This window comes from Janthinobacterium sp. 64 (genome assembly GCF_002813325.1).
Lineage (GTDB): Bacteria > Pseudomonadota > Gammaproteobacteria > Burkholderiales > Burkholderiaceae_D > Janthinobacterium.
In genome coordinates this window covers 5479487-5496773 of record NZ_PHUG01000001.1, presented here as the reverse complement: position 1 = coordinate 5496773, position 17287 = coordinate 5479487, and the positions used below count along the sequence as shown (strand labels likewise).

Here is a 17287-nt window from a genome sequence, read left to right as displayed (position 1 = left end):
AGGGCGACACACACATGCCGCCATCGTTTACTCTCACATCGACGCCTGGCCAGGATGGCACTGAAAACCCGTGACTTCCAAGTCGAAACCGGCCATCGACGGCATCTTGCGGGGGCTGGCCAGCAATTGCATCTTGCTCACGCCCAGGTCGCGCAGGATTTGCGCGCCGATGCCATAGCTGCGCAGATCCATGCTGGCGGCGCGGCCTTTCGGCTTGGCTTGCGGCGTGTCCAGGGCGGCGAACTGGGCAAACAGCTCGCCCGACGTCTCGCCGCAGTTCAGCAAGACCATCACGCCCCGTTCGGACTGCTTGATGGCGGCCATCGAGGCGGCCACCGTCCACGAGTGGGTGGTCGCTTCGCTTTCCAGCACGTCCAGCAGGGAAACGGGCTGGTGCACGCGCACCAGTGCTTCCAGGCCGGGGGCCAGGTCGCCATGCACGAGGGCCAGGTGGGCCGACGCGCTGGGTTTGTCGCGGAACGCGATCAAGCGGAATTGGCCATGCGCCGTGTGCAGGGTGCGCTCAGCAACGCGCTCGACCAGGGATTCCGTCTGGCTGCGGTAATGGATCAGGTCGGCAATCGTGCCGATTTTCAGGCCATGCTGCTCGGCAAACACCAGCAAGTCCGGCAGACGCGCCATGGTGCCGTCGTCCTTCATGATTTCGCAAATCACGGAAGCGGGCGTCAGGCCGGCCATGGCCGTCAAGTCGCAACCGGCTTCCGTATGGCCTGCGCGCATCAGCACGCCACCCTTTTGCGCTTTCAGGGGGAAAATATGGCCGGGCTGGACGATATCGCTGGGCTGCGTGCCCTTGGCCACGGCCACCTGGATGGTCTTGGCGCGGTCGGCGGCGGAAATGCCCGTCGTCACGCCTTCGGCCGCTTCGATGGACACGGTAAAGTTGGTGCCGTAGGCGGTGCCGTTGCGCGACGTCATCATCGACAGGTTCAGCTCGTCGCAACGCTCTTCCGTCAGGGTCAGGCAGACCAGGCCACGCGCATGCGTGATCATGAAATTGATGGCTTCAGGCGTCACGAAATCGGCGGCAAGCACCAGATCGCCTTCATTTTCCCGGTCTTCTTCATCGACCAGTATCACCATGCGGCCGGCGCGCAATTCAGCGACGATCTCTTCGGTGCTGGAAATAGACATCATTGATCCTCTTAGTAAGACTAAAAACTGAAACATCGCGTGCGAATATTCCGCGAATTTCCGGGAATTTTCTTATAACCTGCTATTTTAAAGGATTTAGCGCTTGCAGACCTGAAATAAGACAGCTTTGCGGCACGGATGCCGCAGCTTGCCCCACGAAGCGCCGCTTCTCCGATCCAGCGCACACGGCGGCGGCAAGACGCGCGCCGCGGGCCTTGCAAAGAGCATAAGATCAGCCAGTCACCGCCCCGGCGCTGACATCCCCCTCGCAGCGACACCTCACACAGGAGCGGCAACATGAAAACCAAGGGATCGGCCATCTGGTCAGGCGGCATCAAGGACGGCAAGGGCGCCATCAGCACGCACAGCGGCGCCTTGCAGGAATATCCCTACGGCTTTGCCAGCCGCTTTGAAGGCAAGCCCGGCACCAATCCCGAAGAATTGATCGGCGCCGCCCACGCGGGCTGCTTCACCATGGCCCTGTCGCTGATCCTCGGCGAAGCGGGCCTGACGGCGGAAAAGATGGAAACGACGGCCGAAGTGACCCTCGACAAGGTGGACGACGGTTTTGCCATCACGGCCGTCCACCTGATCCTGAAAGCCAAGATACCGGGCGCCGACCAGGCAACATTCGAGACATTGACGGGCAAGGCCAAGGCCGGCTGCCCCGTGTCGAAGCTGCTGAAAGCCAACATTACCCTCGACGCTACCCTGCTGGCCTAGATTTTCGTCACGGGCTTGACGGGCTCCACGGCAGCGACGGGCGCCACCAGCGGCAGGCGCGAGTCGCTGGCCGGCAATGGCCGGTTCATCAAGCCCGGATTCAGGGCCGCATTGTTCAGGTTATACGCGGCGATGGCTGCCGCCACGGACGGATCTTGCGATGACGGCGGCGGCACGGCCTGGCCCGCCGCTCGCGTGGCCTCCTCTTGTCGCGCCGGCAGCAAGTCGCGCTCATCGATGGTGGCGGCGGCTTGTGCCGGCGGCCGGGGCCGCAGTTCCTGCAAGTCCAGGTTCAGTTCTTCCGCTTCCAGTTGCTGCTGCAGTTCCAGTTGCCGCTGCGCAATGGCAGCCGTTTGCGGCGGCGCCGCATCAACGGCCTGCGGCTGCACGGCGCCGGACGGCAGTGCTGCGCCCGTCAAATCCGCTTCGACCACGGCCGCCAGCGGCGCGCCCTGCTGCCGGACCAGCACGGCGCCCACCTGTGCCAGCACGTCCGTTCCCTGTTGCAAGGCGTCCAGGGTGGCATTGCTGTCGGCCGCATACGCGGCTTGCAACGTTGTCGCATCGACCTCTTCATTGCGCAAATCGATGCCGATGCGGGCCAGCTGCGCTTGCGTGAGCAAGCTGCCGTCCTGCGCCAGCGCGGACGCCGCGTCCGTCGTGCCGTCGCCCGACAGCAAATCGTAGCGCTGCGCCAGGCTGCCCGGCGTATCGCCGGCCATCGCCAGCTGGCTGGCATCGATGCCGCTCGTTTGCAGCTGGGCGAACGATTCCGTCAGCTGCCGCGCCAGCGCCAGCAAGTCGTCATTGACATTCACGGGGGTATTTGCCGTGCCGGCCTGCTCTGCGGCGCCCTGCAAGGCCAGCAGTTGCCGGCGCGACAAGGCCACGCCGGACAGGAACTGGCCCAGCGGAGAGAGGTCGACCTGGGTCGATGACAGAGCGGCAAGGGCCGCCGCCGTGCCGGAGGACGACACGGGCAATGCGGGCGCCAGCGGCACCAGCGGAACCGTCTCGCCCACGCGCGGCGTGGCAGGTATGACATTGGGCACGGTTGCGCGCGAAATCGGGTCCATGGCTAGCCTTCGATGCGGAAAGCTTCATAGTATGCGCGTCTGCAAGAAAAGCAACACACGCCTGGCAAGCCGGCAGCTGTGTTGCCTTACGCTGTCGTCTTAAGCAGCAGCCTTGTCCAAGGACAACATGCGTTCGACATAGCGGGCGATCAGGTCGATTTCCAGGTTGACCTTGCCATCGACCGTCAGGTGTTTCAGGGTCGTCATGGCGATCGTGTGCGGAATCAGGTTGATCGAGAAGCGGCAGCCATTGACGGCGCCCGCGCCCAGGTCTTCCACTCTGTTGACGGTCAGGGACACGCCATTGACGACGACGGAACCCTTGAAGGCCAGGTATTTCGCCAGTTCATGCGGCGCTTCGATGACCAGCTCCCACGATTCGCCCACGGCTTCGAACTTGCGCACGATGCCCAGGCCGTCGACGTGGCCGGACACCAGGTGGCCGCCCAGGCGCTCGGCCAGGGTCAGGGCTTTTTCCAGGTTCACTTCCGTGGTGGTATCGAGGCCCACGGTGCAATTGAGGCTTTCGCGCGAGACATCGACGGCAAAGCCCGTGTCCGACTTTTCCACCACCGTCATGCAGGCGCCATTGATGGCGATCGAATCGCCCAGGGCCACATCGACCAGCGGCAAGCCGCCCGCATGGATGGTCAGGCGCACGCCGGCATCGAGGCCGCCGTCGAGTGCTTGCACGGTTTCAATCTTGCCGATGGCGGCAACAATTCCTGTAAACATGGAGCTAACCCTATAAAAATGTAAAAATGTTAATTTCGCTGCGCGAATCTTGCAAGGATACGCACATCCTCGCCCACTTGCTGAACCTGATGAAATTGCAAAGTGCGCTGCTGTTTGAGATCCGTCAAGGCTGGCAAGGCAAACATGCCTTGCGCATCGCCCAGCAAGGTGGGCGCCAGGTAGACCAGCAGCTCGTCGACGCAGCCTTCGCGGATCAGCGAACCATTCAGTTTGGCGCCGGCCTCGACGTGGACTTCATTGCATTGCCGGCGGCCCAGTTCCAGCATCAGCGCGGGCAGGTCGACCTTGCCGTCCCCATTCGGCAACAGGATGACTTCCGCGCCGAGCGCCTGCAGCTGTGCTTCCTTTTCCGGGTTGGCGACGGCCGCCACGATCCACGTGCCGCCCCCTTGCAAGATGCGCGCGTCGAGGCTGATGTCGAGCCGGCTGTCGACGACGATGCGGCGCGGCTGGCGCGGCGTCTCGACGGCGCGCACGTTCAATTGCGGATCGTCCGCCTTGACCGTGCCGATGCCCGTCAGGATGGCGCAGGCGCGCGCCCTCCAGGCATGACCGTCGGCACGCGCCTCCGGTCCCGTGATCCACTGGCTTTGTCCATTGTGCAAGGCCGTCATGCCGTCCAGGCTGGCCGCCGTTTTCATGCGCACCCACGGCTTGCCGCGCTGCATGCGCGAAAAGAAGCCGATATTCATTTCATAGGCTTCATCGGCCAGCACGCCCGTGGTGACGGCGATGCCGGCCGCTTCCAGCTTGGCCAGCCCTTGCCCCGCCACCAGCGGATTCGGGTCCGTCATGGCGGCCACGACGCGGCCCAGCCCTGCGCGCACGAGTGCATCGGAACAAGGCGGCGTGCGGCCATGGTGGTTGCACGGTTCCAGCGTGACGTACGCCGTGGCGCCGCGCACGTCGTTGCCGCGCGCCGCCGCATTCGCCAGCGCTTGCACCTCGGCATGATCCTGCCCCGCCGCCTGCGTCACGCCGGCACCGATCACCTGGCCATCCCTGACGATGACGCAGCCGATGCGGGGATTGGGCGAGGTCGTATATAAACCACGCGCCGCCCATTCCAGCGCCAGGCGCATGCCATCGATATCGTTGAGTATTTCCACGGGCTACTTTGCTTGAAGGTGATTGATTGGTAAATCTTGCTATGAACTGTCGGCCACGCCGCTGCAATTGGCCACTTGCTGCTGCGGATCGCACACGCGCACCCTGCCCAGCATATTGATTTTAATATGCCGCACCTGCTTTCCCAAAGCCAGGGACAAGGTACCCCAACGCGCCGCCAGGCTATTGGTCGCGCTGCAACTGCGTCCTGCGCCATTGTAGGCGATATAAAACGGCGCCGTGGCAGAGGAAAACGCGAACTGGGCCGTGATGCCCTCCGACAGCGGTCCCTGGCGGAACAACAATTCGTCATCGCCATCGAACGCCAGGTTGGCATTGCGGTCGATGAAGATCAGCCAGCCCGTGCGCCAGTCCGTGCCACCTGGCCCGGCCGGCATCAGCAGCACGCGCTGTCCCCGCGCCATCGCCTGCGCCCGCGTCAATTCGATGGCCGAAAACAAATCCGCGGCGGCCGCGCGCACTTGCTGGTGCGCCAGCACCTGCTGCAAGCTGGGCATGGCAGCGGCCGCCAGCAGCGCCGCAATCGCCAGCACGGCCAGCAATTCGAGCAAGGTATGCCCTGTCCAGCGTGGCCGCAGGTCGGTGACCATGGCCTAGCGCCAGCAACGGCTGGCGGGGCCGCTGCTGCCGCGCTGGCCCGTGCTGCTCAAGGACAGCACACCGCAATCGGCATCCTGGAACTGCGCGTCGACCTTGGACGTACCGGGCATGGCCCGCAACAGCACGCATTGCCCTATCGTCAGGCCGGGACAGGCCAGCGCCTCGATTTCATACGCGCTGCCGGCCGCGCCCCCTTCCCCGGACCACCATGGAAACTGCTGCGCCTGCTCCGCCGGCGATGCCGAGGAAAAGGCCAGATAGCGATTATTTTGCGAATAATAACGTTCCTGCTGCTGCATCAGCCGCAACAGAGCCGCCTGTCCCTGCACCCGTTTGGCGCGCACGACATGGCCATGATAAGCGGGTACGGCCAGCGCCAGCAGCAGGCTCATGATCGCCAGCGCGGACAGCAGTTCGATCAGGCTGAAGCCGGGAGTACGTGCACTTTTTGCAGAGCGCCAATTCCGCCTTGCCAGCGTCCCCATGCGATCTTCCTTTCCAAAAAGCGCCAGCCAGCGCGATGCACTGGCCTATTTTTTCTTGGCCGCCTCGTGCAATTCGCGCCAGTTCGCCACTTCGCGCCAACTGAGGCGCCGCGCGGGCAGCGGCGCGCTGACGACCTTGAGCACCGCAACGCTGGCCGCGCCCGGCAAACCCGGCTGCAGCACGGCCAATTCCTTGCGTCCCTCGGCCCGCCCTGCCGCCGTCGCCGCGCCCACCGTGCTGTTCAGCTCCAGCGCCAGCGGCGGCGCGCGCGCCAGGCCGTCGAACAAGCGTCCCGTCTGCGCGCCCGCCTGCACGACGCCGGCGCCATCGGCGGCAAAGCCGCTCAGCACATCGAGCACGTACAGGCGCGTGGCCGGCCTGGCGCAAGGATCGCGCCCAGGCAATACGGTATTGAACAGCAGCTTGCCGGCGGCCAACACGGCACTGCTGATGCTGCGTTCGCCCGTCTGCGCAGGATTGAGAAAATCGAGGTACCAGCCGCGCATGGCCTCGCTGCCCGTATAGCGCAGCTCGGCGCCGTCGACGCGCACACCGCCCACCACCTCGCCCAAGACGCGCGGCTCCAGGTCGGCCCGGCTGCGCGTAGGGGATGTTTCCCGCAAATCATCGTGCACGGCATAAAACGACTGGGACAGAAAGGCGGAAGGCCAGGTATCGGCCGCTTCGACCAGCTTGCCCGTGCCGAACAGCAGCAGATAGCCGCCACCGGGCGCGTACGCCACGCTCGGTTGCTGCGTCACGGGCTGGCGCCGCCCCTGCGCGTCGCGCGCGACAAAGACCAGCTTGCGTCCCTGGCCCTCCTTCCACGGCGGCCCGCCGGCCATACCGAGACGCCAGATATTGCCCTGCAAATCGCCCGCATAAATATACGCCAGTGCGCCATCGCCGCCCGGCACCACGGCGGGCGGACCCAGCGCGTGTGGCTCGGCGCCGGCGCCCGCATCAGTGTCATGCCCACCGCCGCCGCTGGCCACGGGCACCTTGAGGCGGAAGTAATTACTTCCCATCAGCCACGGCGTGCCGGGCACCTTGTCCAGCGCCAGCAGGAAGATGGCGGCGGCCGCGGCGGGCGCCGTCGTCTCCTTGCCGTCGTTCACATGGTTGTTGTAGCCGCTGGCAACGATGGCGAAGTCGCGGTAGGCCGGCGCGCCCTCCTTGCCGCCCATGTTGATGCGGGCAAACGCAGGCGGCGCGCGCACGTTGCCCATCAGCCTGTCGTCGCGGTCCGTAAATTCCCACAGCGCCCCGTCCTGCGCGAAGCGTGCAGGATCGGTGATGTCGAGCGCAAACACGCCTTGCGCCCCGCCGCCCATGCCCGACACCAGCACCGTTTTCCAGTGCCCCAGCGCCAGCACTTCCGCCGTGGCCGCGGCGCCATCGAGCAGCGGACCCGGACTGTAGTGGGTGCTCGCAGCGGCTGGGGCCGTCTGCAGCAGCGCCTGCGGCAGATAGGCCAACACTTCGCTGCCAGTGCGCGCATCAAAGGCGTGCAGCAAGCCATCGTTGGCGCCTACATATAACATTCTGCGCCGCTGCAGCAGCACCTGGCGGTGCAAGCCATAGCCGGCGCCCGCCATGCCCAGCCTGGGTGCACCCACGTACAGCAAATTGCCGTAGGGCGCCGCGCCCAGGCTGCCTGAGCGGCGCCGCAGGAAGCCGCCCGGCTGGCCCACCTCGTGCGTGCGCTGGCCCAGCAGGTACGCCAGGCGCGCCTCCCCTCGTCCATCGGCGCCGTCGAATGCGCCGCGCTGTTCCGCAGCGAGCCGCGTCCAGGCCAGCGGCATCAGGGCGCCCTTGGCGTCGGGCGTGTAGACGGGACGCAAGGACGCGGGCGTGCCATCCGGCACGGATTTCTCTTGTCCACCGGCTGTCCATGATGGCTTGCCGGGAAGCAGTGTGCCATCGACGCCCACGGCAAACGCGGTGCGCGACAAGCTCATACCGCCATCGGCCAGGCGCAGCTGCGTCTGGAACCAGTATGCCTCTTCCGTGCCGCTGGCCAGCGCCATCAGGGCCGGCCCGGCGAGCGTCGCTGGCAAGGTAGCCTTGTCGGCGGCAGCAAAGGCTGCGCGCAGTCCCGCGATCAGGGCGGCCGGGTCGCTGCCGGGCAAGTAATGGGCGGGCCAGCGGCCATCCACGCTCCACTCATCGAACGCGCTGCCCGTTGCGCTCTTGAAAGGGTTGGCGTCGCCGTTCGCATCGAGAAAGCCGCCATATTTGGCCGCCAATAACAAGGGCGTAGCGGCGGGAGTGGTGGCAGACTCGCCGGCCGGGTCCCCCTGGCGCAAGTCGCCCGCGTAGTGCTCAACCTTGGTAAGGCCGTCGTTCTTGCCGCCGGGACGCAGTGGCTGCACATGCGACCAGTAGGCCAGCCCTGCCGCATGGTAGCTGGCGCCGCCCACCCCGTCGGACAGCCATTCCAGCGCCGCCAGGTCGGGCCGTGGCGCGGGATTGCCGGGCGTGCCGCCGCTTTCCAGGCTGCCTACCGCGTGTGTCCAGGCCATCGCATCAAATGGCGGTGGCACAAAACCATCGGCAGCGCGTGCACGGTCGCCGTTGGATGCGGGAGCCACAGGAACATTGCCAGGCACGTAACGGTCGCCCGCCATGCCCGCATCGCCGAGGCTGACGACGATGTGGCGCTGGCAACTGGCCGTTTGCGGATCGCTCCACGCAGTCACGACCGGCAAGCCACCGTCGATGGCAGGCGGGGCCGTGGCGGGTGGCACGACGGCGCTCGCTTGCCTTCCCTGCAGGTAGCGCAGCGATTCGTACAGCAATTCGGCCAGCGGCGCCGCGCTGGCGTACGTGCCAGGATGCCCGGCGTTGCCGCGGCCCAGACCATTGATGTAAGCGGTCACCCCGCCGCCAGGACCGGCGCTCTGGAACACATACACACCGGTGGCAGGATTCCATTCCTCGCCGGCATTGTCTTGCGGCATAAAATCAGGCGCCGTCCAGCGTTGCCTGCCCACGTGGGCCAGCGGCGCGCGCAGCACGCCGCCATACACGGGGCCGGCGCTGGCGGGCACGCCGTTCAAGTGGCCAAACACGCCCACGCGCACCCTGCCGCCATGGCGCTGCACGGCGCCCACCGGCTTGTAGTGCTTGCCATACGCGAGGCATAAATCGTCGCGCAGCGGTCCTTCTTCCGCGTCGCAGACGCGCACGCGCGCGAGGAACACGCCGTGCGTGGCAGCAACGCCCGGCGCGTCGCAACTACCGCCCGGGGGCAAGCTGGCGTCGCCGAACAGCAGGCGGTTGCGGCAGGAAACGATGGCCAGTTGCGCCAGCGCAAACGGTGTCGCCGCCGCCACGCCGCCGTGCAGCACCTTGCGCGGAAAAAAGACGGGGTGCGCAAAAAAGTCGATGGGGCTATCCGCATCGGGCAGCCAGGCGCGCTGCAGCACCGTCTTGCGCACCTCGTCGATGACGCGGTCGCCGCCCGTCAGAGCAACACGGACGATGTCGAGCATGCTGGTGCTGGCCCAGTTCAGAAAATTGCCGCTAAAACTGTCGCCGCCGCAGCCGTGCAGCGCATCGGCCGGCTTCAGCACGGAGAAGTAAGCGGTCGCTACGCGCAAGTCCGGCAGCATGTCGCCGTCCTTGCTGCGGTACGGATAGCTGTAGCACATGCGCGCATGGAAGTACCCTGCGTACTCGCGCTGCGGCGCATAGTCGCCGCCATGCGCGGCAGCGGCCGCCGCATGCGTGAGCGACAGGTTGAGCAGCAGGTTCGGCGGCACCCTGGCGCCGTGCAAGCCCGCGTCGGCCCGCGCCAGCGTCACGGGAGGTGCGGCCGCAGCAAGGGCGCCGCCGCAAGCCAGGAAAATCCAGCCGAGCAGCAGCCAGGCAAACGACAAAGCCCTCATGGCCCCGCTCCCGCCGCCTGCTTGCGATAGTAACTTTGCAGCACGACTTGCGTGCTTTCCTGCGCGCCAAAACCGATGGCCGTGATGCGGTACACATAGCTTTCCGTCGCCAGGCCGCCAGCCACGGCCGTGGCCTGCGCACCGGGCGGGTGGAACGGCAGCAGTTCGATCAGGTAGCGGGGCCGGCGCGACGGCAGGAAACCCTGCCCCGTCTGCATGACGGCGCCCGTGAACTGGCCATACGGCACGGTGCGGCTGGCACCTTCGGCGCCATCGAGGTCCGTACTTAACCAGAGCGCCGGCGCGTCCGGGGATGCGGGCAGGCACAGACCCAGTGCGCCCCCTTCCCCGCAGCCGTCCGCGAACCCGGCCGCGCTGCCTGGCGCGAAGAGGCTGCTGCGCCCGGGCGCGCCCGGTGAACCTTCGATATCGTTCTGCGCATCCACCAATGCCTCCTCCGCCGCCTGAAACGCGATCTGCCGGTCGCGCTCACCGCGCGCCGCCTTTTCGCCCTGCAAGGCCATCTGCGCCGCCGATATGCCCAGCAGCAAGATGATCACCTGCAGGCACAGCACATACACGAGGGTGGCGCCACGCCCTTGTCCGCCAGAAACGCAGCAGCCTGAACAACGGCGGACGCCCGCGCCAGCCATCGCGCCGCCCGCCTAGGCCGGCCCGTTGCGCAGCATGATGCTCGTCTGCACCTGTTGCCGCAGCCGCGAGCGCGTTGCTACAGGCAAGGACGCGCGCGCGATGCGCACGCCCATATCGCCTGCGCCGTGCGCCTCAGCATACGCCTTGCCGAACAGGTCGAACTGCGCCGGCCCCAGTTCCGCCATCTTGTCCGCCTGGCCCGCCTCGCCATGCAACAGCAAGGCCACGCGCACGCTGGCCACGCGCTTCCAGTGCGTGCGGCGGTGCAAATCGCGCTGGCGCGCGGCCGCATCCGCCCCCACCAGCACCAGCGCCGCATCGTAAGCGTCAAGCGCGCTGGCGTTGACATAGCGGTTCGCCACGCCATCGGGCGGCGTATCCGTATCGAGGCCATACAGCACCTGGAAGCCGTCGACGCCACGGATGACGGCGTCCGCGCCCCAGCCGTTCGCGCCACGGTATTTGCAACGCAATTCACCCTCGCCATCGGCACCTTGCGCCACATAGAAAATGCTCCAGCCCCGCTGCGCCTGCGTTTGCGCGGCGCCCACGCCGAAGCCCGCGCAATTGAGCACGGAACCATCGCCACCCTCTTCCTTGCCGGCGCCGTAATAGCGCAGGGCCAGCACGTCGCTGCCATGCAGGGCGCCGGGCAGCGCGCCGCTGATGCCCTCGCTGTTCTTGCCCAGGCTGTGCGCGTCGAGGCCGGCGACGTTGGCGCTGTCAAAATCGGCATGGGCGACGGGCGCGGCGCTGCTGTCCCAGTTCACGTACGCCGTCTGGCGCACGGCGCGGGCGATGGTGTCGAGCGCATAGCGGCCGTTGTCGTCGAGCCGCGCGCTGGCGGACTGGTCGCCATAACTGCCGCTGGCGGCCAGCAGCACGCTACTGGCCGCCAGCATCAGCAGCGCGCCCAGCGACAGGGCCACCAGCAATTCGACCAGGCTCATGCCGCGATGCCGGTGCAAGAGCGTGTTCATGCGCCGCCTCCGCCCAGCTGGAATGCGAGCCGGGGCAGCGACTCGCCCGCCCCATTCACAGCGGGCGAGCCATCGGGCTGTCGGCCGCGCCAGCCCAGCTTGATGACGATGGGCGCGCCCTTGCCACCGCTGCACGCCCAGTGCAAGCCTTGCGCGGCGGCGTCCCAGGCGGGCGCATCGCGGCAGATATGCAGGCGCGCGCCGGGCAAGGCCGCATGCAGTTGCTGTTTCCACTCGGCGATGTCGAATTGCGCCAGCTCGGCCGCGCTGCAGGCGGCAGTACCAAAACAGTCAGGCGCGCCGCCGCCAGCGTCGGCGCCGTCCGCCGCCGCGTAGGCCACGTTCAGGTAGGGATTGCCCGTATCGGGGCCGTTCATGAGCACGCTGTTCGCACGCATGCGTTCGGCCATGCCGGCGGCCAGTTGCACGCCCGCCGACAACAGCGCCGACTCATGGCGCGCACGCAGGGAGTTCAGTTGCAAAATGCTGGCACCGAGGAGACCCAGCGCCAACAGCAGCAGCGACACCAGCACCTCGACGAGGCTGCTGCCACCCGCAGGAAACATAGTGCGACCGCTCTTGCCCATGCGCTACTCCCTTCCGCAGACAGAGTCGCAGGAACAGGCGGCCCAGCTACAAGATAGGCGCGCGCAAAAAGCCGGGTCTGCGCTGGCGCAAACAGCACGGCGATAAGGTGAGAAGAACAGCGTTGGTGTTGATCAGGCCGCTTGCCAGGCGAACCTGGGCGTGGTGAGCAAGAAGGCGAGCAAGAAGGTGAGCAAGAAGCCGAACGTCAGGGCGAAGGTCAGGGCTTGCGCGCCTGCCCCACTTCGGCGATCGCGTCCTGGAATTCGGCCAGGTCTTCGAAGTTCTTGTAGACGGAGGCAAAGCGGATGTAGGCGATCTTGTCCAGGCGCTTCAATTCCTGCATGACGAGTTCGCCGATATAGCCGGAATCGACTTCGCGCAAGCCGCTGGTCAGCAGTTTTTCCTGGATGGAGGCGATGGCCGTATCCACGGAGGCGGCCGCGACGGGACGCTTGCGCAAGGCCAGCATCAAACTGCCGCGCAACTTATCCGCAGCGAACTCCGTCCGGCTGCCATTCTTTTTGACGACGGCCGGCATGATAAGTTCAATGCGCTCGTAGGTGGTAAAACGCTTGTCGCATTTGCCGCAGCGGCGGCGGCGCCGAATGGCATCCCCTTCCTCCGATACGCGCGTATCGAGAACCTGGGTGTCGCCGTGCTGGCAAAATGGACATTTCATGGGCTGGCTACAACTTTATAGTAATAATTACGGGAAATCGCCGCCCTTGTGCAAAGGGCGCCCGAATCACTCCGGGCGCCCTTGGGCACGAAGGAATGTGTCATACAGAATCTTACTCCGTATGACACATTCTGGACAAATAATTATGCAGCGTACACAGGGTGCGCGTCGGCCAGGACTTTCACGGCCGCTTTCACGCGCTCGATGGTGGCGGCGTCATGCGGATTGTCCAGCACGTCGGCGATCAGGTTGCCCACTTCTTCCGCTTGCGCTTCCTTGAAACCGCGCGTCGTCATCGCCGGGCTGCCCAGGCGGATACCCGAGGTGACGAATGGTTTTTGCGGATCGTTCGGGATGCCGTTCTTGTTGCAGGTGATGTGCGCGGAACCGAGGATGGCTTCGGCTTCCTTGCCCGTCAGGTTCTTGGCGCGCAGGTCGACCAGCATGACGTGCGATTCGGTGCCGCCGGACACGATGCGCAGGCCGCGCTTGATCAGGGTTTTCGCCAGTACGTCGGCGTTTTTGATCACTTGCTTCTGGTATTCGACGAATTCAGGGCTCAGCGCTTCCTTGAAGGCAACAGCCTTGCCGGCGATCACGTGCATCAGCGGGCCGCCCTGGATGCCGGGGAAGATGGCCGAGTTAATGGCTTTTTCGTGTTCGGCCTTCATCAGGATGATGCCGCCACGGGGGCCGCGCAGCGATTTGTGCGTGGTCGAGGTGACGAAGTCGGCGAACGGCACCGGGTTCGGGTACAGGCCGGCGGCGATCAGGCCGGCGTAGTGGGCCATGTCGACCATGAAGTAGGCGCCCACTTCCTTGGCGATCTTGCCGAAGCGTTCGAAGTCGATCTTTTTCGAGAACGCGGACGCGCCGGCGATGATCAGCTTTGGCTTGCGTTCGCGGGCCAGGCGTTCCATCGCCTCGTAGTCGATGTCTTCTTCCACCGTCAAGCCATACGATACAACGTCAAACCATTTGCCGGACATGTTCAGCGGCATGCCGTGGGTCAGGTGGCCGCCTTCGGCCAGCGACATGCCCATGATCAGGTCGCCTGGTTTCAACATGGCGAAGAACACGCCCTGGTTCGCCTGCGAGCCGGAGTTCGGCTGCACGTTCGCGCATTCGGCGCCGAACAGCTGTTTCACGCGGTCGATGGCCAGTTGCTCGGCCACATCGACGTATTCGCAGCCGCCGTAGTAACGCTTGCCTGGATAGCCTTCGGCATATTTATTCGTCAGCTGCGAGCCTTGCGCTTCCATTACGGCTGGCGACGTGTAGTTCTCCGACGCGATCAGTTCGATATGGTCGTGCTGGCGCGTGTTCTCTTTTTGAATGACGGCGAACAATTCAGGATCGACGTTGGCGAGGTTGTGATCTTTTGCAAACATGTAAAAACTCCAAGTATGAGGGTGCTTGTACTGGCAGGTTGGATCGAATGAGGGGAGCCGGCGTTAAGTGAATAACAACATTGGACAGGCAGCCTCTTCGTGCTTTTCCATAGTGGCTACCCAGGCGAACGGCTGATGAAAAATCTCACATTTCCCGGTGGGTGCCCACCTTTCGCCGGTTTGCCGATCGCCACTCATGGAGATCGCCCGACTTTTCGCCAGTCACGTGAGACGTAATGGAAGACAAATTGTAAGTTAAGTACCCGGATTGAGCAAGGAATGCAAGCGTGCGGCTATAATCGCCGCCCGGGGCAACGCCGGTCCGCAGTCTTAAGCTGGACGTAAACTTTGCTGCGGTATGTAAGCGTATGTTACGGGACTTGCCATTGCAGCCCTCCGTTTTACAATGCTGCGGTGCAACTTATATGCAGCTTTTGCATGGCTTTCCAGCAAGCGCCCACAGTCACAAGAAGAAAAATCGCGTAAAATGTTGCTCAATCTCACTACTGGCGCAATAAACATGCCTTCAGTCTTTACCTGGAACGTACGTGTCTACTATGAAGACACCGACGCCGGCGGCATCGTCTATTACGCAAATTACCTGAAATTCTTCGAACGCGCGCGCACCGAATGGCTGCGCGCCATCGACGTTGGCCAGCAGGAATTGCTGGAACAGCACGACGCAATGTTCGTTGTCAAAAGCGTCAACGCCGACTATCATGCGCCAGCCAGGCTCGATGACACGGTAAGATTAACCTTAAGCATAGAAAAAATGGGGCGTGCCTCCATCGTTTTCTTGCAACAAGCCTGGTGCGGCGACCGCCTGCTGAACACGGCCCGCGTCAAGATCGGCTGCGTCGACTCGGCATTGCGCCCGCGCGCCGTGCCCGATGCAGTGGCGGTCCGCATGCGCGCCGCCTGAGCCCTACCCGCCACCCCCGGACAATTCACCCAACAGACTGCCAGCCAATGAACGTTACACAAGATCTTTCTTTCCTCGCGCTCATCTCCAATGCCCATTTGATCGTGCAACTGATCATGGCCCTGCTGCTGCTGATTTCCCTGACCAGCTGGACTTACATTTTCCGCAAGATGTTTGCCGTGCGCCAGGCGCGCAAGCAAACCATCGAATTCGAACGCAGCTTCTGGGCCGGCGGCAACCTGCATGCGCTGCACCAGAATGCCAGCGGCAACCGCGACCAGAGCGGCGCGCTGGCCCGCATTTTTGACGCCGGCATGGGCGAATTCATCAAGGGCAAGGCATCGTACGGTTCGCGCGAAGCGCTGGACGTGGGCGCCGTGCTCGACGGCGCACGCCGCGCCATGCGCGCCGCCTTCCAGCGCGAAATGGACGTGCTCGAATCGCACCTGGCCTTCCTCGCCTCCGTCGGCTCCGTTTCGCCCTACATCGGCCTGCTCGGTACCGTCTGGGGCATCATGAACGCCTTCCGCGGCCTGGCCAATGTGCAGCAAGCCACCCTGGCTGCCGTCGCGCCCGGTATCGCCGAAGCGCTGATCGCCACCGCCATCGGCCTGTTCGCCGCCATTCCCGCCGTCGTCGCCTACAACCGTTTTTCGCATGACATCGACCGCCTGGCGATCCGCTTCGAAAGCTTCGTCGAGGAATTCTCCAACATCTTGCAGCGCCAGTCGCGCTAAGAGGGAGCAAGATCCATGGGTTCCTCATTCAATAGCGGCGGCATGCGCGGTGGCCGTGGCCGCAAGTTCAAGTCCGAAATCAACGTCGTGCCGTATATCGACGTGATGCTGGTGCTGCTGATCATTTTCATGGTGATGCCGTCGTCGAACAATCCCAGCGTGGTGAACTTGCCCAACGCGGAAAAGTCGGCCAAACCGCCCGATGACTATATTCAGATCGTGCTGAAGCCGAATGGTTCGCTGTCGATCGGCGTCATCGGCAAAGAACAGCTGTCGCCGGAAACGGAACCGAACCGCGACGCCCTGCTGCGCAAGCTGCGCGGTTTGCATGAAAGCAATCCCGATTATCCCGTGATGATCGCGGGCGACAAGGAAAGCAAGTACGACGATGTGATCCAGCTCATTTCGGAAGCGAAAAAGATGGGCATTACCAGAGTCGGCCTGGCCACCAAGTAAGCGCAGCATCCTGTTTCCAGACTTGACCGTTTTTAGATAGACCAGACTTTGCAGACCAAACAAATCGACCATGTACTCGGCAAGCCTTACAGCGTGCCGCGCGAACGCAGCCGCTGGCCCTCGCTGGGCCTGGCGCTGGCGATGCACCTTGGCCTGCTGTTTTTCCTGTGGGTGGGCGTACACTGGCAAAATACGGAACCTGTCGCCGTCGAAGCGGAAGTGTGGGATATGAAGGTGCAGACGGCCGCGCCGCCGCCTGAAGTGGCGACGGAACCGGAGCCGACACCAACGCCGCCGCAACCGCAAGTGGAACAGCCGGCCCCGCCGCCACCGCCGCCGGTGGCCGCGCCCGAGCCGAAGGTCGACCTGCGCGAGGCGGAGATCGCCCTGGAACGCAAGAAGGCCAAACTGAAGGAAGAGAAGGAAAAAGCGGCAGCGGAAGAACGCCGCAAGCAGGAATTGAAGGAACGCGAAGAAGAAAAGCGCGAACTGGAAAAGCAGAAGCAGAAAGAAAAAGACAAGGCTGACAAGCTGGAAAAAGAAAAAGCCGACAAGCTGGAGAAAGCCAAGGAAGCCAAAGAAAAAGCGGCGGAAGAAAAAGCCGAGAAAGAACTGGCCGATAAAAAAGCCGCAGCGGAAAAAGCGGCCAAGGCCAAGAAAGCGGCGGCGGAAAAAGCCGCAGCCGACAAATTGCGTGCCGATGACATGAAGCGGATGATGGCGCAGGCAGGCAATGGCACAACGGGCACGGCCGCGAAAGCGACCGCGCCACGCAAGGACAGCGGCTATGTCGCTGCCCTGACGAGCAAGATCAAGAGCAATATCGCGTACAGCGGTAGCACGGACGTGCCGGGCAACCCGCGCGCCGTGTTCAAGATCGAGCAACTGCCAACTGGGGAAATTATTTCGGTCCGAAAGATTAAAAGCAGCGGTCTGCCGGCGTATGACAGCTCGGTGGAAAACGCCATTAATAAATCCTCGCCACTGCCGAAGAAAAAAGACGGCACCGTGGAACGCGAGATTGAACTCATATTCGAGATGAAGGATTTGCCTAAATGATGAC

The 17287-nt window shown here is 64.2% G+C and carries 17 protein-coding genes and 1 riboswitch; of the genes, 5 read left to right on the top strand and 12 right to left on the bottom strand.

All coding sequences use genetic code 11. The features are described 5' to 3' along the window. Positions 1-33: 33 nt before the first annotated feature. A complete protein-coding gene (gene ribBA / locus CLU91_RS24215; RefSeq protein WP_100876150.1) occupies positions 34-1155 on the bottom strand; it encodes a bifunctional 3,4-dihydroxy-2-butanone-4-phosphate synthase/GTP cyclohydrolase II in 1122 nt (373 codons plus the stop codon). A gap of 297 nt (positions 1156-1452) precedes the next feature. Between ribBA and CLU91_RS24210 the strand changes: the two genes are divergently transcribed. Then, positions 1453-1878 (top strand): OsmC family protein, encoded by a 426-nt coding sequence (locus CLU91_RS24210; RefSeq protein WP_100876149.1) that lies wholly within the window; start codon positions 1453-1455, stop codon positions 1876-1878. Here the strand turns inward: CLU91_RS24210 and CLU91_RS24205 are convergent. The 11 genes from CLU91_RS24205 to glyA form a co-directional block, all read right to left on the bottom strand. Continuing rightward, the gene (locus tag CLU91_RS24205) at positions 1875-2954 is read right to left on the bottom strand and encodes a hypothetical protein (protein ID WP_100876148.1); all 1080 of its coding nucleotides are present in this window, start codon (positions 2952-2954) and stop codon (positions 1875-1877) included. The genes CLU91_RS24210 and CLU91_RS24205 overlap by 4 nt on opposite strands. Before the next feature lie 99 nt (positions 2955-3053). Then, the gene (locus tag CLU91_RS24200; protein ID WP_100876147.1) at positions 3054-3689 is read right to left on the bottom strand and encodes a riboflavin synthase; all 636 of its coding nucleotides are present in this window, start codon (positions 3687-3689) and stop codon (positions 3054-3056) included. Between the two features lie 29 nt (positions 3690-3718). After that, positions 3719-4792, bottom strand: coding sequence for a bifunctional diaminohydroxyphosphoribosylaminopyrimidine deaminase/5-amino-6-(5-phosphoribosylamino)uracil reductase RibD (ribD, locus tag CLU91_RS24195; RefSeq protein WP_198521507.1), 1074 nt, complete (start codon positions 4790-4792; stop codon positions 3719-3721). Positions 4793-4858: 66 nt separating this feature from the next. Further along, entirely contained in the window at positions 4859-5428 is a 570-nt protein-coding gene (locus CLU91_RS24190) for a GspH/FimT family protein (RefSeq protein WP_232730864.1), read from the bottom strand. A 3-nt stretch (positions 5429-5431) separates the two neighbouring features. Beyond that, positions 5432-5923, bottom strand: a complete 492-nt coding sequence (locus CLU91_RS24185) for a type IV pilin protein (RefSeq protein WP_100876145.1) — start codon at positions 5921-5923, stop codon at positions 5432-5434. 45 nt (positions 5924-5968) lie between these two features. Continuing rightward, a complete protein-coding gene (locus tag CLU91_RS24180) occupies positions 5969-9817 on the bottom strand; it encodes a pilus assembly protein (RefSeq protein ID WP_100876144.1) in 3849 nt (1282 codons plus the stop codon). Next, positions 9814-10470, bottom strand: a complete 657-nt coding sequence (locus CLU91_RS24175) for a pilus assembly PilX family protein (RefSeq protein WP_100876143.1) — start codon at positions 10468-10470, stop codon at positions 9814-9816. The genes CLU91_RS24180 and CLU91_RS24175 overlap by 4 nt, the downstream gene beginning before the upstream one ends. A gap of 12 nt (positions 10471-10482) precedes the next feature. After that, positions 10483-11451: a PilW family protein gene (locus tag CLU91_RS24170; protein WP_100876142.1), complete on the bottom strand. Its 969-nt coding sequence runs from the start codon at positions 11449-11451 to the stop codon at positions 10483-10485. After that, positions 11448-12017, bottom strand: coding sequence for a type IV pilus modification protein PilV (pilV, locus tag CLU91_RS24165; RefSeq protein ID WP_100876141.1), 570 nt, complete (start codon positions 12015-12017; stop codon positions 11448-11450). The genes CLU91_RS24170 and pilV overlap by 4 nt, the downstream gene beginning before the upstream one ends. Positions 12018-12256: 239 nt before the next feature. Then, a complete protein-coding gene (gene nrdR / locus CLU91_RS24160) occupies positions 12257-12718 on the bottom strand; it encodes a transcriptional regulator NrdR (RefSeq protein ID WP_034759169.1) in 462 nt (153 codons plus the stop codon). 143 nt (positions 12719-12861) lie between these two features. Then, the gene (glyA, locus tag CLU91_RS24155; protein ID WP_100876140.1) at positions 12862-14109 is read right to left on the bottom strand and encodes a serine hydroxymethyltransferase; all 1248 of its coding nucleotides are present in this window, start codon (positions 14107-14109) and stop codon (positions 12862-12864) included. Positions 14110-14220: 111 nt separating this feature from the next. Then, positions 14221-14345: riboswitch (ZMP/ZTP riboswitch) on the bottom strand. 284 nt (positions 14346-14629) lie between these two features. Between glyA and ybgC the strand changes: the two genes are divergently transcribed. Genes ybgC through tolA form a run of 4 tightly spaced genes read left to right on the top strand, consistent with a single transcriptional unit; the run spans position 14630 to position 17283 of the window. Continuing rightward, positions 14630-15031 carry a tol-pal system-associated acyl-CoA thioesterase gene (gene ybgC / locus CLU91_RS24150; RefSeq protein WP_099380468.1) on the top strand — a complete coding sequence of 134 codons (402 nt, stop codon included), beginning with the start codon at positions 14630-14632 and terminating at the stop codon, positions 15029-15031. A 47-nt stretch (positions 15032-15078) separates the two neighbouring features. Further along, positions 15079-15768, top strand: coding sequence for a protein TolQ (tolQ, locus tag CLU91_RS24145; RefSeq protein ID WP_034759183.1), 690 nt, complete (start codon positions 15079-15081; stop codon positions 15766-15768). A 15-nt stretch (positions 15769-15783) separates the two neighbouring features. Continuing rightward, positions 15784-16224 carry an ExbD/TolR family protein gene (locus tag CLU91_RS24140; protein ID WP_223278896.1) on the top strand — a complete coding sequence of 147 codons (441 nt, stop codon included), beginning with the start codon at positions 15784-15786 and terminating at the stop codon, positions 16222-16224. A 48-nt stretch (positions 16225-16272) separates the two neighbouring features. After that, complete coding sequence (gene tolA, locus CLU91_RS24135; RefSeq protein ID WP_100876139.1) at positions 16273-17283, top strand: cell envelope integrity protein TolA; 1011 nt, start codon at positions 16273-16275, stop codon at positions 17281-17283. Positions 17284-17287: the final 4 nt, after the last annotated feature.